This is a genomic window from Agromyces ramosus (assembly GCF_030817175.1).
Classification (GTDB): Bacteria; Actinomycetota; Actinomycetes; order Actinomycetales; family Microbacteriaceae; genus Agromyces; species Agromyces ramosus_A.
In genome coordinates this window covers 2135693-2150161 of sequence record NZ_JAUSYY010000001.1, presented here as the reverse complement: position 1 = coordinate 2150161, position 14469 = coordinate 2135693, and the positions used below count along the sequence as shown (strand labels likewise).

The 14469-nt window shown below is 67.1% G+C and carries 17 protein-coding genes and 1 tRNA gene; 11 read left to right on the top strand and 7 right to left on the bottom strand.

Going from position 1 to position 14469, the window contains the following annotated elements:
- The first annotated feature begins 31 nt into the window (after positions 1 to 31).
- The 8 genes from QFZ26_RS09990 to QFZ26_RS09955 all read left to right on the top strand — a co-directional run bounded on the left by QFZ26_RS09990 (position 32) and on the right by QFZ26_RS09955 (position 8056).
- Complete coding sequence (locus tag QFZ26_RS09990; RefSeq protein ID WP_307041662.1) at positions 32 to 433, top strand: DUF7426 family protein; 402 nt, start codon at positions 32 to 34, stop codon at positions 431 to 433.
- 113 nt (positions 434 to 546) lie between these two features.
- Positions 547 to 717, top strand: coding sequence for a hypothetical protein (locus QFZ26_RS09985; protein WP_307041659.1), 171 nt, complete (start codon positions 547 to 549; stop codon positions 715 to 717).
- Positions 707 to 3241 (top strand): hypothetical protein, encoded by a 2535-nt coding sequence (locus QFZ26_RS09980; protein WP_307041657.1) that lies wholly within the window; start codon positions 707 to 709, stop codon positions 3239 to 3241. The genes QFZ26_RS09985 and QFZ26_RS09980 overlap by 11 nt, the downstream gene beginning before the upstream one ends.
- A complete protein-coding gene (locus QFZ26_RS09975) occupies positions 3241 to 4086 on the top strand; it encodes a phage distal tail protein (protein ID WP_307041655.1) in 846 nt (281 codons plus the stop codon). Before QFZ26_RS09980 ends, QFZ26_RS09975 begins: the two co-directional genes overlap by 1 nt.
- Before the next feature lie 8 nt (positions 4087 to 4094).
- Complete coding sequence (locus QFZ26_RS09970) at positions 4095 to 5168, top strand: hypothetical protein (RefSeq protein WP_307041653.1); 1074 nt, start codon at positions 4095 to 4097, stop codon at positions 5166 to 5168.
- A gap of 20 nt (positions 5169 to 5188) precedes the next feature.
- Positions 5189 to 6022 (top strand): M23 family metallopeptidase, encoded by an 834-nt coding sequence (locus QFZ26_RS09965; protein ID WP_307041651.1) that lies wholly within the window; start codon positions 5189 to 5191, stop codon positions 6020 to 6022.
- A 62-nt stretch (positions 6023 to 6084) separates the two neighbouring features.
- The gene (locus QFZ26_RS09960) at positions 6085 to 7206 is read left to right on the top strand and encodes a hypothetical protein (RefSeq protein ID WP_307041649.1); all 1122 of its coding nucleotides are present in this window, start codon (positions 6085 to 6087) and stop codon (positions 7204 to 7206) included.
- Positions 7207 to 7219: 13 nt separating this feature from the next.
- Positions 7220 to 8056, top strand: coding sequence for a tail fiber domain-containing protein (locus QFZ26_RS09955; RefSeq protein ID WP_307041648.1), 837 nt, complete (start codon positions 7220 to 7222; stop codon positions 8054 to 8056).
- Here QFZ26_RS09955 and QFZ26_RS09950 read toward each other — a convergent pair.
- Positions 8053 to 8565: a hypothetical protein gene (locus QFZ26_RS09950; RefSeq protein ID WP_307041646.1), complete on the bottom strand. Its 513-nt coding sequence runs from the start codon at positions 8563 to 8565 to the stop codon at positions 8053 to 8055. The two genes, QFZ26_RS09955 and QFZ26_RS09950, sit on opposite strands and share 4 nt — an antisense overlap.
- Before the next feature lie 102 nt (positions 8566 to 8667).
- Between QFZ26_RS09950 and QFZ26_RS09945 the strand changes: the two genes are divergently transcribed.
- The 3 genes from QFZ26_RS09945 (at position 8668) to QFZ26_RS09935 (ending at position 10608) form a co-directional block, all read left to right on the top strand.
- The gene (locus QFZ26_RS09945) at positions 8668 to 9084 is read left to right on the top strand and encodes a hypothetical protein (RefSeq protein WP_307041644.1); all 417 of its coding nucleotides are present in this window, start codon (positions 8668 to 8670) and stop codon (positions 9082 to 9084) included.
- Between the two features lie 11 nt (positions 9085 to 9095).
- Entirely contained in the window at positions 9096 to 9545 is a 450-nt protein-coding gene (locus tag QFZ26_RS09940; protein WP_307041643.1) for a hypothetical protein, read from the top strand.
- Between the two features lie 367 nt (positions 9546 to 9912).
- Positions 9913 to 10608 (top strand): CHAP domain-containing protein, encoded by a 696-nt coding sequence (locus QFZ26_RS09935; RefSeq protein ID WP_307041641.1) that lies wholly within the window; start codon positions 9913 to 9915, stop codon positions 10606 to 10608.
- 25 nt (positions 10609 to 10633) lie between these two features.
- On the opposite strand, the gene QFZ26_RS09930 is transcribed toward QFZ26_RS09935, so the two are convergent.
- The 6 genes from QFZ26_RS09930 to QFZ26_RS09905 all read right to left on the bottom strand — a co-directional run bounded on the left by QFZ26_RS09930 (position 10634) and on the right by QFZ26_RS09905 (position 14444).
- A complete protein-coding gene (locus QFZ26_RS09930; RefSeq protein WP_307041639.1) occupies positions 10634 to 10936 on the bottom strand; it encodes a hypothetical protein in 303 nt (100 codons plus the stop codon).
- Positions 10937 to 11112: 176 nt separating this feature from the next.
- Positions 11113 to 11364, bottom strand: a complete 252-nt coding sequence (locus QFZ26_RS09925) for a hypothetical protein (RefSeq protein ID WP_307041637.1) — start codon at positions 11362 to 11364, stop codon at positions 11113 to 11115.
- Between the two features lie 74 nt (positions 11365 to 11438).
- On the bottom strand, positions 11439 to 11753 hold the full coding sequence (locus tag QFZ26_RS09920; protein ID WP_307041635.1) for a hypothetical protein: 315 nt from the start codon (positions 11751 to 11753) through the stop codon (positions 11439 to 11441).
- A 57-nt stretch (positions 11754 to 11810) separates the two neighbouring features.
- The gene (locus tag QFZ26_RS09915) at positions 11811 to 12932 is read right to left on the bottom strand and encodes a tyrosine-type recombinase/integrase (RefSeq protein WP_307041634.1); all 1122 of its coding nucleotides are present in this window, start codon (positions 12930 to 12932) and stop codon (positions 11811 to 11813) included.
- Between the two features lie 75 nt (positions 12933 to 13007).
- A tRNA-Ser gene (locus QFZ26_RS09910) sits at positions 13008 to 13099 on the bottom strand.
- A 76-nt stretch (positions 13100 to 13175) separates the two neighbouring features.
- Positions 13176 to 14444 (bottom strand): LCP family protein, encoded by a 1269-nt coding sequence (locus QFZ26_RS09905; RefSeq protein ID WP_307041632.1) that lies wholly within the window; start codon positions 14442 to 14444, stop codon positions 13176 to 13178.
- Between the last annotated feature and the right edge of the window lie 25 nt (positions 14445 to 14469).

The following is a 14469-nucleotide window of genomic DNA, read 5'->3' as shown; positions in this document are numbered from 1 at the left end:
CAGGGTCCATCCCCAACGAAAGGACATCCTCATGACGCAGCTTCGCGAGTACAACGAGTTCGCCGACGGCCCGCTCGAGTTCCCGATCGGCGGGAAGGTCTACACGGCCCCCGAGGTCAGCATCCCGCTCGGGCTGCGCCTCAACAACATCGCCACAGGCGAGGCCGAGCAGGACCTGCCCGCCGTTGAGCTGTACAAGCTGCTCCTCGGCCCCGTCTGGGACGAGATGATCGCCGACGGTGTGCCCCTGAACGCTGCGATGCGCGCCGGCATGGTGGCCATGAACGACTTCCAGTACGGCCGCGAGTACGCGGTCGCGACGTGGGAGGCAGGTCTCAACCCAAAAGCGGCGGCGGAGCTGATGGCCAGCCAGCACGGCAACAGGGCCTCGCGGCGATCGAAGAGTACGGCCGCGGCGAGAAAGACCCCCTGACTGGCCTGTACGAGTGGTACGACCTCCCGAAGAGCGTTGCCACGACCGGTGAACCGGTCACATGGCCTGCGCTGATCGGGCAGTGGTCGCTCCTCGAATACTGCTTCCATGCAGTGCTCGGCATAGACCTCGAAGACGTGTGGCGGGCGAAGTCCTGGCGCTGGTTCGCCACCCGGGTGCGCGGTCTTCTCTCGGACCCTGACTCGCTGCTCGCGCGATTCTTCGCACCCGACCCCGACCACCCGGTCGGGCCTGAAAAGCCGGAGGCCGACGATGGCAGGTGACGGCCCCACGACCGCAGGTTCGATCGTCGGCAAGATGAAGATGGACCGCTCCGACTGGGAGCGGGGCATGGCCGCGACCTTCGCCGACATGCGGGCGCTCGAAGCTGGCGACACCCGCATCGACCTGAACTCGAACGCGAAGGATGTCATCGCCGACCTCGACGACGTCGCCGCTGCGACGGAGACAGTGACGCAGAAGTCGCAGGAGCACGAGCAGCAGACCCGTCGCACGACGTCGGAGACGATCAAGGCGAACGAGGCGAACCGCACGCACGTCACCCGTCTCGGGATGATCACCACGGCCGTCGCGGTGCTTCTGCCTCTCCTCGCCCCCGTCGCGGCTGGTGCGATCGGCATCGGCGCCGCGTTCCTCGGCATGGGCGCTGCAGGTGTGTTCGCGCTCGTCGGCATCAACCGGGAGATGGACCAGGGCACCGAGCTCGGCAAGCAGTACGCCGAAGGTGTCACGTCGATGAAGGGCGCTTTGTCGCAGCTCTCGTCGACGGCGGCCCTGAACATGCTGTCCTCGTTCCGCCGTGTCGTCGCGGAGACGAACGACGACCTGCCGTTCCTGAACCAGCAGGTGGGCACGTTCTCGCAGCTCCTCGGCCGGTCGGGTGCGAACTTCTTCACGGGCATCCTCACGTCGCTGCGGGTGCTGAACCCGCTGATGATGACCGCGGCTGTGTGGGTGGAGCATCTGTCCGTCGGGTTCGAGCGGTGGACGTCGAACGGTGGCCTCGAGCGGTTCGCGTCGTACGCGCTCGGTGCGCTTCCGCAGGTCGTGGATCTGCTCGGGGCGCTCGGGACGATGGTCATGCACGTGCTCCAGGCGCTCGCCCCTCTCGGTGCTATCGGCATGGCCGTGCTCACCGGTGTCGCGAACGCGATCTCCTCCATCCCTGTGGAGCTCCTCGGCACCCTCATCGGCATGATCACGTGGGGTGCGATCGCGTTCAAGGCATGGGGTTTCATCGCCCCGATGCTCTCGGGAGTGGCGGCCGCGATGGGTGCCGTGGGGGTCGCGACGACAATCGCCACGGGCCCGATCGGCTGGATCATCGCTGGTGTGGCGGCGCTCGCGTCCATCTTCGTGCTCGCAACGGCCAGCCAGCAGGGCGCCACGGCCGCGATGCGCGACTACACCACCGCGGTGCAGGCCGACAACGGTGCTGTGGGCGAGAACGTGCGACTGAAGGCCGCCCAGAAGCTGCAAGAGTCCGGTGTGCTCGCGACCGCGAAGCTCCTGAAGGTCTCGGTCGAGGACGTCACGAACGCGACCCTCGGCAACTCTGAGGCCCTCGCCCGGGTGAACGAACGCCTCGACGAGTACTACGGGAAGCAAGACGCCGCGGGCACCATCTCGAAGGTCTCCGCCCAAGAGGTGGACCTGCTCCGTGACGCGATCGCCGGCAATGCGCTCGGCATCAAGGGCGCGGTCGACGCGCAGGCGGAGCTGGATGCAGCGACCGGCAAGGCAACCGTGCAGACGGAGTACCAGCGCAACGCCCTCGAGACTGCTGCCGCGGCCGCCGGCGTCTCCGTGGAAGCGTACTCAGCGGTCGATCAGTCACAGGGGGACATGGCGTCTCAGACGGAGAAGGCCACCGCGCAGATGTACCTGCAGAACGACGCGGCCGGGCTCTTGAAGCAGGCCCTCGACCTCCTCAACGGGAAGCAGATCGACGCGGCTCAGGCGCAGAACCAGTTCGAGCAGCAGCTCGTGAACCTGCCCGACTACCTCGACGAAGCCACCGGTGCGCTCGACACGGCTGGCGCATCGCTCTCGGGCATGTCCGACACCGCGGTGACGAACCGTGGCAGCCTTCTCGGCCTCATCGAGTCGTCGCAGGTGTCGGCGCAGGCGTTCCGCGATCAGGGGCTCTCCGCTGAGGAGACCAGGGCGAAGATGCTCGAGCAGCGGCAGGCGATCATCGACAACGCGGTCGCGAACGGCATGAATCGTGACGAGGTCACGAGGTACGTCGAGGAGCTGTACAAGGTCCCCGCGTCACTCCCCCCGACACAGCTCGAAGTCAACACCGAGCACGCGAAGGCTCAGGTAGCGGCCTTCATCGCGAACGTGAACTCCCGCATCGCCACCATCCAAGTACGGGCGACGATGCCCGACCTCAACGGCGCCGTGTCCGGTTCCGGCCGGCCCGGTGTCGCGATGGGCGGGACCATCCCGGGTCTCGCCGGCGGCGGCTCGGGCGGCACGGTGTTCGGGCCCGGCACGGCCGGGAGCGACACGGCGGGCCTGTTCCGCCTCGCCAACCGTGAAGAGATCACCTCGAACGTGTTCGGGCAGGCGGACCGTCATCGAGGCCTCTTGAAGCAGATCAACGCCGGGGTGGTCGCCCCGACGCTGCCCGCCGGCGTAGCCCGCGGCATGGACGCCGGCACAGTGCAAGCGCCCGGGCAGCAGGGTGTCACCCACATCCACCACTGGCACGTGACGTCCCACGACGGCATGCAGCTCTCCCAGCAGTTCGCGAACCGGCAGAACCAACTGGGGGGCTGATGGCTACCACGATCGACTATGACGGCGCCATCGTCTTTGGCGCGACCGACGCTGACGGTGTTCGGTGGCGCATCGAGAAGGGCGGTTTCGAGGGGTGGGACGGTTCATCCGCACCCACCCTCGACGTCGTGCAGAACCCTCGAGACAACTGGGGTTGGGCCGGCGAGAGTTTCCTCACGCCCCGCTACATGGCCGTCCGTGGCCTGATTATCGCGCCATCACCGATCCTGCTCGACGGCGCGATCGACCGGCTGAACGATACCGTCGCGCTCGACGACCGGCCGTTCACGGTCACGTCTGCGCGCGGCACGCGGTGGTTGAACGTGCGACGTGCCGACGAGGTTCGCTCGCCGAAGGAGAATGACTGGATCGCGCGGTACGCGCTCCAGGTCGTCGCCCTCGACGGCCGCAAGCGTGGCACTGAGCTCAGCGCTTCGACCGCCCTCCCGTCGAGCTCTGGCGGGCTCACGCTCCCGTTCACGGTGCCGTTCGCGATCGAGGCGACTCAGGTCGCCGGTCAAGTGTCCCTGACGAACACCGGCAATGAGGTTGGTCCGGTGCGGTTGCGCATCGACGGCCCTTGCACGGGTCCTGTGGTCACCCACGTCAGCTCGGGGCGCTCGCTCGTGTTCGCCTCGTCGCTGGTGCTCACCGCGGGCGAGTGGCTCGACATCGACATGGACGCGAGGACCGTCCTCGCGAACGGGCAGGCGAACCGTCGCATGTACGTCACGTCGGCTGGCTGGTCTGGTTTCGAGCGTGGCGGCAACACGTGGGCGTTCACCGCGGCGGTCTACAACGCCGCATCCCTGCTCACCGTCTACGCGACTCCCGCCGACAAGTAAGGACTCTCATGGTCGACAACATTTGGCCGGTCAACGCTGTCACGGGCGCGCCGTCGTACACCGGGCGGAAGCTGCGGCAGACGGGTGCTCCAGCGTTCGCCGGCGCCACATCCGCGCGACCTCTCGGCGCGCGCACCGGTGTGCGACCTGGCACCTCCCCGACGACGGTCACTGCGACATCCTCGCTGTGGACGGTGCAGCCGTTCGCGGGGGCCGCGGATCTTCACACCGCCGTCGAGGCCGGACCGTATCAGTTCGCGTTCGACGCCGTCGCGACAGGTGCTGTCACCGCAGCGCACGCGTCACTCACCCGCATCGACATCATCTACGTGCAGATCGACGACCCCGCGGAGGCTGACGGTTCAAGCGTGCCCGCCGCGACCCGGAAGTACCTCGCCGGCACGGCAGGGTCAGGCATCCCGCCGACCACACCGGCCCGGTCGTTCGTGATCGCACACCTGAACGTGCCCATATCCGGCGGCGGCGCCCCCGCTGTCACGTGGGTGGCACCGTACATGGCCGCCGCCGGCGCGACCGTGCGTGTGAAGGATGCGGCGCAACGCGACCTCACGAGCACGTGGTCGCAGGGTGACGAAGTGCAACGTCTCGACACCGATGCGACGGAACTTCGGGACGCCGTTGGTTGGCGGTCTCGGTCGAACGGGTGGGTGTCGTTCACGCCGACGCTGCAGGGCATCACGATCGGCAACGGCACCATCGATGCGAGGTACCGCCGCGACGGCGACTGCGTCGACGTGGAGTTCTCGATCGGTTGGGGCACCACAACGTCGGCCGCCGGCGCGTTCGGCATCAGTTTCCCGTTCGCGGGGATTGCGAAGTACGCGGGCGTCGCGAAGTACTTCGCGCTGGGTGTCGTGATTGCGGCCGATTCGTCGGCCGGCGCACCTGGCACCGTGCCAGGCGTCATCGTCGCCGAGTCGTCGTCCACAGTGGCGAAGTTCTACGCCACGTCGGGCTCGGGAGTAACCACGCTCGTGCCGATGGCGAACACCCTCATCCCGTTCACCACTGGCGACACGGTGTCGGGGTCGTTCCGATATCAAGCCGCGTCCACGAGCTAATCCGAAAGGCGGGACCACGCATGTACAGCAACGTGAACGGGTTCAGGGTCATCGCCGCGGACAACCGCGACCCGGCCGCCTCATGGGCGAGCCATCGCTCCAGACGACCTGCGAGCCTCGGCGGTGTCGACTGTGTCGCCCCGATCGGGACGCCGATCTACGCCCCGGACGACTGCTTCGTCACCCGCATCCCCAACAACGGGTCGGGCGGCAACACGCTGCGGATGGCCTTCGGTGACGGCTGGGTCGACGAGTTCATGCACTTCTCGCGGTTCGGCGACGGCAGCGTCGGCGACACCAAGAAGGGCGAGCTCGTCGGCTTCTCGGGCGACTCAGGCGCGCCGGGCCAGCCGCACGTGCACTGGCACCGCATCGGCGCTTGGTACCGCGACGAATGGGGCTCAACCAACCGGTACAACCCGTGGAACTTCTTCGGCTCAACGCCGGCGGGCGCGGGCGGGTCGACGCCAGCCGGCGCCGACGGAACACCCAACATCGATCGTCTGGAGGACGACATGCCTTTCATTCTCAGCAGTGCCGGCGGGCAGGATCTCGTCGTCGACGGCCACGTGATCCCGTTCGCAACCCCGGAAGAGGTCGGGCAGACCACTGGCGCCCCGGTCGTGGGCGTCCCAAAGGTGATGCATCACCGCATCCGGGCCGCTCTCGCCAAGTCGCAGGCGCTTCCGCTGATCGTGTACGTGCCCGAGGGCAACGGCACTATCTACACGCTCAGCGGCGGCCGTCTGACGGCCCTCACCGACGTGCGAACGGTGGCCGAACTGGCCGACCGGGGTGCGGCGTCCATCAGCATCAGCGTCCGTGAGCGCGACAACCTTCTGTCGCAGGCCTGACCACTGCATCGTCCACTCCCAGCCCACGCCTGCGGCATCACAGCCCTTCGAAGGAGAAGCAGATGACTCGTGCGCCTGCCTTCTCTTGGGTCGCGACGGAGGCCAAGACGGGCCGCATCCTGGCGGACCTCCCGAGGTTCGACGTGCCGAGCACGAAGAAGTCCCTCGGCAGGTACGAGCCAGCCTCGGGGACTCTTCCGCTCATCGGCGCGCCAGAGGACTGGGACCGGATTATGACGCCCGGTGCGACCGTCTTCTGGCTCCTCCGCGATAACCCCGACGACCCCGCACATGGCATCCCCGCGTGGGGCGGCATGCTGATCGACGACCCCCGCACGCACGCCGACTCGCTGAAGTTCGCGATGCAGAGCATCGAGTGGTACTTCGACCAGCGCTTTGTCGGCGACGACGAGTACGTGAACGTGGGCCAGAACCTCATCGTGAAGGATCTGGTCGAGAACCACATCGCCGTCGGGCCCAACGGTGGCCTGCCTATCCGGGTACAGATCGTCAACGGCGGTGATGGGAAGCTCCGCACACGCACCGACTGGAAGAACAAGGACGACAAGACGATCTACTCAGTGCTGCGAGACCTCATGGGCGTCATCGATGGCCCGGAATGGACCGTCGGAGGTGAGTGGCAGGCGAACCCGGAGCGCATCACACCTGTGCTCTACGTCGGCGACCGCATCGGCACGGCCGTGACCACCGGCCTGTCCGCAGCAGCAGTGTTCGAGATGCCCGGCCCGGTCCGTGAGTTCCAGCGGTACCGGTCGTACGCGAACGGTAAGGGAGCCAACGCTGTGATGGCAACATCGTCGGGCCAAGGTGACGAACGCCCCGAATCGGGACTCGTCGTCACACCGGACCTGCTGCGCCCCACATTCGAGCACAGGTTCACACCCTCAACTTCGATCAAGGAGATCGACACCCTCAACGCCCACGCCGAGGGAAAGGCAGCGACGTTGAAGGACGGCACGGTCACGCTCGAGCTCTCAGCCATCGCCGACAAGGCGCCGCAGCTCGACGTCGACTGGTTCATCGGCGACGACATCGGCTACCAGATCACAGCCCCCGCATTCCCAAACGGCATCTCCGGCACCGCTCGTGCCGTCGGCTGGGAACTAAAGCCACAGGGCACAGCGATCATCACACCGATCCTCGCCGGCGGCGACCTCACCTAGGAGCGAAGCGAACATGGCACTGCCAGCTCTCCCCCCTGCTGAAGACGATCAAGTCCGCCGCGCCCGCGACCTCGAGCGCGCCGGCCAGGAGCAGGCCGCCGCGCGCTCCGCCGAGAAGACGACCATCGGTGCCGGCGGTCTCGTCGTGAAAGACGGCGGGTCCATCAGGGTCGAAGCACCCGGCACCATCGATCTCCCCGGCGGCGCATTCTCCGCGAATTCGCTTACTGCGGCGACGACGATCGCTGCAGGCGACACGATCAGCACCCCCGCGAACGTCCAGGGCGGCGGTCTCGTGTCCACTGGTGCGGCGAGCATCGCGGGCAGCATGACTGTCGGCGGTACCGTCGTCGCGGGCGCAGTGTCCGCAACTGGCGAAGTCAGCGGCAACCACGCCACCTTCCCCGGCGGGATCAACTCCGTCGACGTCTACAACCGCCTCCTGACCTACGGCGGCGGCTACAAGAACCAGTACATCCACATCGATGGCAACCAGGGCTACGTCCCCTCGTCGCGGCAGTTCAAGCAAGACATCGAGGAGTGGAAGTTCGACCCGTCGATCGTCTCCTACCTCCGCGTCGTCACGTTCCGCTACATCGCCGCCGTCGAGAACCTCGGCGACGAGGCTGAGCAGGAGTTGGGCCTGATCGCGGAGGAGTTGTTCGAGCTCGGCTACCACTGGCTCGTCGACTACGAGGTCCGCTACACCGAGAAGGGCGCGCGGGTGCCCGTCCCATTCCAGGGAGAGGTGGAGTCGATCCCGTTCGGAGTGAAGTACGAGCGGATCTGCCTCATACTGCTCAGCTGGGCGCAGAGCATCGAACTACGACTCGAAGCCGCCGGGATCTAGGCGCAGACCGACTGGGTGCCATCCCACGTGAGGGTGCTCGAAGCACACGCGGTCGAGTCGGGCTGGTCGGTACCTGCCACGTTCGGTGGCACGGCGCCTGAAGGCAGGCCGCTCGGGCCCGGGTCGGGTGTGCCGGGGTCTTCAGGGTCAGCCTCGTCCGCCACCTGTGCGGCGGCCTGCTCGTCGGCGACACGCTGGGCTTCGGCGGCTGCAGCCTGTTCGGCCGCGATGCGGGCAGCCTCAGCGGCGGCGGCTTCCGCGATGCGTGCCTGCTCGGCCGCAACTGCCGCAGCGGCATCCGCTTCCTGCTCGGCGGCGACCCCGTACGAAGCAGGGAGCGTCGTGTAGTCGATCGGCTCGGCGGTCTCGACAACGACCACGGCAGCCGGTGAGGCGTTCGCGCTTGTGAGGGCGACAGCGCCCAAGCCGCCGCCGGTGACGACGATCGCGCCGATGACGGTCCAGCCGACGATCTTGCCGTTCTGTAGTGCGTCCCCCAGCTTGCTCATGTCCGCAGTTAACCGCCGCCCGCCGACAAAGGCAATAGGTGCTACCCCTGAGAGGACCCTCACCATGGCCCCCTACCCGACCATTTCAGAGAGTGCCCGCGGATGAGTCCGGAGTGGGTGGGCCCGCTTCTTGGGCTCGCCGGGACGGCGCTCGTCGTCCTCGGCGGAGTCGTGGGCTACCTCATCGTGGCGAAGACCACGAAGGCCGCCGCCGCCACCCAGGCCGCCGCCACAGCGGCAGCCGCAACGACCCAGGCAGCAGCGGTCGCCGCGGTATCCGACAAGACCGACGCACAAGCCCTGATCGATCAGCTCCAAGAGGAGCTCAAGATCCACCGTGACGCGCAGACTGCACGGTCGACCGCGCAGGACGAGCGGATGACCGCTCAGGACGTCCGCATGGAACGCCTCGGGATGCTCGTCGACGGCTACCGCGACTACGCGCACACGTTGCGCGCGCACATCTACGACGAACTCCCGCCGCCGCCGCCCGAATGGCCCGACGGTCTACCCAGATAAGGAGCATCACCATGACCCGCCTCATCAACCGCGTTCGCGTGTGGTTCACGCTCGCTCGGCGCCGCGCCATCCAAGGATTCGTCGTCGCGGCCGCCCCCGTCCTCGTGACCCTCGGCATCATCACCGGCGACCAGGTGCAGCACGTCCTCGTGATCACCGCGGCGGCCCTGCAGGGCTTCGCTGGGCTCCTGTCGCTGCTGAACCTGTCGCCCGCGGCCGCCGGAACATGGTTCACGACCGTCGGCCGCGGCGTGATCTACAGCCTCGCTGCAGCTGTGGCACCCGCGGCCGCCGCGCTCGGGTTCTTCGACGAGAGGGTATCCACGAACCTCCTCACCGGACTGTCGCTCGGACTCACTGCGTTGGCCGCGCTCGTCTCGGTGTTGAACCCGCCACCCGACGACGGCGGCGCATCCCTCGAGATCCCGCTCAGCGACCTCGAACCGAAGCACCGCGCCTGACCGTTCCGCGCCCGCGCCCGCGCCCGCTCATCATCCTCGGATGGTGGGCGGGCTCTTTCTCGTGCTCCGGGGGTATATCGGTTTGGTGCCAGCCCCGCCAGGCGGCATGTGGCTCTTGGAGGGAATTGTCCACAGGCGAACCTGACGCGGCCGATCAGTTGCCGCACACGACTCTAGGATTGGTCTCCTTGTCAAAGACGATTGGATAGTGGTGAATCAATTACCAGACCCACCCCCAGACCCCTCAGGCGCACTGAGGGGTCTGGTTCTGAACAGGCGCACAGCGCTCGCACTTGCCGGCTTCGGAGCGATAGCGCTTTCGTCGCCGCTCCAAGCAACGCCCGCTCACGCGGCGACTATGCGGACCGTGTCACAGGTAGTGGCCGAGGCACGCGCGCATCTCGGTGAGCGATTGGCCGGTAGCCCATGGCAGGACTACTTTGCCGGGCTTTCTACGAACTGGTGCGCGATGTTCGCAAGCTGGCTGATTCGGGACCAGAATGGCGCCAAGTCGGCATCATCGACCGCTGTCTACGACTACTACGCTGCTCGAGGTCGAGTCGGAACAACCCCTCGCGCGGGGGCGTTGATCTTCTACTCGTATGACGGAACGCGGTACGACATCTACCACATCGGCATTGTGGAGTCCGTCAATGGCGGCGTCGCGCAAACCATCGAGGGCAACACCCCCGGCACATTGCCGTATACACAGACAACAGTGACCAGCTATTCACGCCCTTGGTCGAGCCTGGTGCTGTACGCGTACCCGGAATATTCAGATGTTGTGATCACGGAACCCCCGCTGATTGAAGGAGAGTCGGACAAAATGCAGGTAATCAAGCTTCAGGATGGTGGCGGGTTCCGTTATGGCCTCGTCGGTCGCACGTTCTTCCAGTCAGGTCAGCTGAACGACGGCGGCCAGGGAGCCCTGTGGGAGCAGGCGTACGGCCCGGCCCGGGTTGTCTCGGGTGCCGCTTGGACGGAGGTGCAGAACATGGTTGCTCTCGCAATTCAGGTCGAGAACGCGCGGTTCGCACAGATCGTGGCCGCCGCGCTGGCGTAAGCACGCACATCGGGCGCCCCGCGCATCATCCTCGGATGGTGGGCGGGGCGCTCTTCTGCGTGCTCGGCCACGGGCTTGGCGCGAACCCTCCCGGTGCGTGCGCGCGGATGAACACAGCGTGCACCGCCTCGAGCGCGGCACGGAAGGTCAAGTACCGACCGACGGGTTCGCCGCGCAACTCGCCGACGTAGCCGACCTGATCACCGATGCGGACGATGCGAACCATGCCGTAGTCGCGGCCGGTCGAGTCAACGAGCGTCCATGTCCCCGGTGTGCGCTCCTCAGCGGCGAAGAACGGATGCCACCGCGGGCGGTCATCACGGGCCATGCTGCTCCTCTCGGGGAGCGCGCCGGCCCGCGCACGACGATTCTACGAGCCCGCCGCTGACACTTCCAGAACGGCGACCTTGCATGTCCGGCAGGCGTAGTGCCCACGAATCACGACGCAACGGGTGCCACAGTTCGGGCAGTCCGGCTCGGTGGCGATCAGGTCGTCGTCCAAGATCAGAGCAGCCCGAGGATCTCGGCTCGCTTCTCGGCGTACTCGGCCGCAGTGACCTTCCCAGCGGCGACGAGGCGCTCGAGTTCGTCAAGCCGTCGATCCGGGCTGGCCGGCGCGGCCGAAGGCTCAATGGCAGCCGCGCCCGACTTTGCCGCGCCGCGCACGATGATGATGACGACCGCCACCAACCCTGCGAGCACGAGAACCATGAACAGGATGATCAGCACATGCCATCCGGTGAATCCAGCCAGCATCCACGGTCCTCTCTCGGAAGCTCGCCGCCTGGCGCGGCTGGCACCAGAGCCTAGCCGCTCGCCGCCGACACCCGTCAGCCCTCAGGGAACCGCTCGAGCATCTCAGGGCACGAGTACGACGCCGCATAGACGAGGTACTTCCCCGCTTCCCCGGCATCCATGCCCGCGTCAGTGAGGTACTTCACGCCGTACAGCCATGACGTCTCCATATCGCCGCCCTCCATGACAGTGCAGATCTCCTCCGCGTACCTGTCAAGGTTTTCAGTCGACGACTCGGTGAAGTACTCGCCCGCGAGCTCGTGGTACACCTCGGCCGGAATCGCCTCAGGCGCCGCCGCGCAGCCACTCGACGCGAGGACCAACAGCACAACGGGGAGGAGCCTCTTCATGTTCGCGACCATAGCGCTGCCAACAGAGGCGCAGACACCCCCGGTTCAGGGGTGGATCTAGGCGGCGGCTTCCCCGAGCGCCCGCTCCATTGCGGCAGCTGCATCGCGGTGCGCTTCGGGCATGATGTGCCCGTAGAGCTTCGTCGTCGTCGCGATCGAGCGGTGCCCGAGACGACGGGACACCACGAAGAGGGGTAGGCCCTCCTGCAGTAGCCATGAGGCGTGCGAGTGCCGCAGGTCGTGCGGGCGGGGCGTCTTCCTCAGCCCGCTCGCCTTCGCCTCGGTGACGGCCGCCTGCCACCCGTGCTGGTGGAACGTCGTGTTCGTCAACTGCCCGCCGTGCGTGTTCGGGAACACGAGGTCATGCGGGCGCTCCGCAGCGGCGAGGTCGTCGGCGAGAGCGCGGGTGATGGACACGTCCCGGTCGCTCTCCTCGGTCTTCAGCGACCCGAGATAGAAGTGCCGGCGCTCGTCGCTCTTCCACGCCTTGTCGACCTGGATGATCGGCACCTTCGCGTTCAGGTGCAGGTCCGACCATGTGAGCGCGGTCGCCTCGGAGAACCGCATCCCGGTGCCGACGAGCACCTTCACGAGCAGCTGGTGCCGCTCGGGCATCGCGGCGAGGAGCAGCTCGTATTCGTCTCGCGTGAGGAAGGTCGCCCGGCGGCCGGCCCGCTTCTCGTTCGGCAGCGGCACGAGCTCGCACGGGTTCTCCGTGCACCAGCCCTTCCGTACCGCCCGCTTGAACGCCGACGACAGCAGCCCCATGGCGTTCGCGATCGACTTGCGCGCCGCACCGGCCTTCACCTCGCGCTTCACCCAGCCCGCGATGTGCTCCTCGCCGACGACGTCGAGAGGGAGCGCACCGAGAGGCTCGAGCAGGTGGTTCTCGATGATGGAGCGGTACCCGGCGATGGTCCCCTCGCTGGCCTTGGTCAGCATCGACAGGTGATGGTCGAGCATGTCGGCGACGGTCGGCGCTTTCGAGGCGGCCTGTGCGAGCACCTTCTCAGCGAGGGAGAACGACTGTCCGTTCGCGTCGAGGAGCCGCTTCAGCGTGGCGGCCTCGGCGTCCGTGGGGAACGTCATGCTCGTCTGTTTGCCGGTGTCCTGGTCGCGCCAGAGGACCGCGAACGAGACCGCGCCCGTCTTCTGGGTGCGCTTTCGAATGCTCGCCATGCCGCTCAGCGTAGCCCCTGTGTCAACGGTTCTGTATTCCGTGTCAACCTGTGGGGCTACATGCCTTGCAAACACTGGCGGAGACGGCGGGATTTGAACCCGCGGTCCCCTTACGGGGACTCCACCTTAGCAGGGTGGTGCACTCGGCCGGACTATGCGACGTCTCCTCGTGAACGCTGGCGCGCACACGCGAAAGCCATCATAACCCGCGTATGCCGCGGATGACGATTCGGCCCGGCGCTGCTACTGGTCGTCGAGCGTGCGGCCGGATGAGCACCGCGTCTCGGCCGCGGTCTGACCGGTGACGTCGCTCGGCAGCACCTCGGTGGTGGGAGCCGGCGGGGCGGGTTCCGCAGGATCGACAGGCGCTTCTTCAGCCGGCACTTCTTCGGCCGGCGCCTCGGCCGGTGCCTCGGCCGGAGGTGCTGCGACCGCGGCGGGATCGCCCGCGGACGCGAAGTCGGACTCGAGCGCCGCCGGGTCGAAGCCGACCGGGAGGTCGCTCTGCAGGGCGACGTTCACGAGCTCGGCCGAGTCGGTCGGCGCGACGGCACCACCGCCCTCGACGTAGGCGGTCGGATACTGCACGAAGGCGATCTTGTTGAGGTCGGTGTCTTTGAGGGCCTTGGCGATCGAGATCATGCGCGTCGGGTCCATGAGGCTGTCGGACAGCTGCATGTTCGCGAGCGCCGCCTTGGCGATCGAGTAGAGCTTCACCGGGTCGCCGAGCGTGCCGCTCGACTGCAGCGTGCGAGCGAGCGAGGAGAGGAAGACCTGCTGGTTCGAGATGCGTGCAAGGTCGCTGCCGTCGCCGACGCCGTGGCGCGTGCGAAGGAACTGCAGGGCCGCGACGCCCGACAACGTATGCGTGCCGGGCTCGAGGAAGGTGCCCGTGTACTCGTCTTCGATCGGTTCGGCGACGCAGACGTCGACGCCGCCGACGGCCTCGGACAGCCCCGCGACGCCCATGAACTGCACGATGCCCGCGAACGGAATCGTGACCCCGGTGAGCTGCTCGACCGTCTTCACGACGCACGGCATGCCGCCGTAGGAGAGCACCGAATTGATCTTCACATCGTCTTGCTCGTAGAGCGGGTCACCGGCCGGGTCTTCGGGATCGGTGCACTCGGGCACGTCGACGAGCATGTCGCGGGGAAAGCTCACGACCGAGGCGTTCGTGTGGTCTTCGGAGATGTGCATGAGCATCGTCACATCGTTGAGCACGGCCGTCTCTTCGTCGGGGTCGCCGAAGGCCTCACCCTGGCCTTCACGGCTGTCGCTGCCGATGATGAGCAGGTTGACGCCGCCCTCCATCGCGCCGACGTCGGGCACGCCCTCGAGCACGTCTTCGTTTCCCAGCGTGATGGTCGGCTGCGCCGTCTTTGCGAGATCCCACGCTGCGTAGGCGGCGACCGCCGAGCCGGAGACCAGGGTCACGGCTGCCACGGATGCCGTGATCTTCGCCGCGGTCTTCCAGCCGCTGTGACGCTTCAGTCGACCGTGGCGGGCCACGGAGGGGCTCTTCGCTGCGCGACGC

Bases quoted from the DNA above. Each gene is read 5' to 3' on its own strand.
- QFZ26_RS09990 (WP_307041662.1), top strand. From the start codon at position 32: ATGACGCAGCTTCGCGAGTACAACGAGTTCGCCGACGGCCCGCTCGAG.
- QFZ26_RS09980 (WP_307041657.1), top strand. From the start codon at position 707: ATGGCAGGTGACGGCCCCACGACCGCAGGTTCGATCGTCGGCAAGATG.
- QFZ26_RS09975 (WP_307041655.1), top strand. From the start codon at position 3,241: ATGGCTACCACGATCGACTATGACGGCGCCATCGTCTTTGGCGCGACC.
- QFZ26_RS09970 (WP_307041653.1), top strand. From the start codon at position 4,095: ATGGTCGACAACATTTGGCCGGTCAACGCTGTCACGGGCGCGCCGTCG.
- QFZ26_RS09965 (WP_307041651.1), top strand. From the start codon at position 5,189: ATGTACAGCAACGTGAACGGGTTCAGGGTCATCGCCGCGGACAACCGC.
- QFZ26_RS09960 (WP_307041649.1), top strand. From the start codon at position 6,085: ATGACTCGTGCGCCTGCCTTCTCTTGGGTCGCGACGGAGGCCAAGACG.
- QFZ26_RS09955 (WP_307041648.1), top strand. From the start codon at position 7,220: ATGGCACTGCCAGCTCTCCCCCCTGCTGAAGACGATCAAGTCCGCCGC.
- QFZ26_RS09950 (WP_307041646.1), bottom strand. From the start codon at position 8,565: ATGAGCAAGCTGGGGGACGCACTACAGAACGGCAAGATCGTCGGCTGG.
- QFZ26_RS09945 (WP_307041644.1), top strand. From the start codon at position 8,668: ATGAGTCCGGAGTGGGTGGGCCCGCTTCTTGGGCTCGCCGGGACGGCG.
- QFZ26_RS09940 (WP_307041643.1), top strand. From the start codon at position 9,096: ATGACCCGCCTCATCAACCGCGTTCGCGTGTGGTTCACGCTCGCTCGG.
- QFZ26_RS09930 (WP_307041639.1), bottom strand. From the start codon at position 10,936: ATGGCCCGTGATGACCGCCCGCGGTGGCATCCGTTCTTCGCCGCTGAG.
- QFZ26_RS09925 (WP_307041637.1), bottom strand. From the start codon at position 11,364: ATGCTGGCTGGATTCACCGGATGGCATGTGCTGATCATCCTGTTCATG.
- QFZ26_RS09920 (WP_307041635.1), bottom strand. From the start codon at position 11,753: ATGAAGAGGCTCCTCCCCGTTGTGCTGTTGGTCCTCGCGTCGAGTGGC.
- QFZ26_RS09915 (WP_307041634.1), bottom strand. From the start codon at position 12,932: ATGGCGAGCATTCGAAAGCGCACCCAGAAGACGGGCGCGGTCTCGTTC.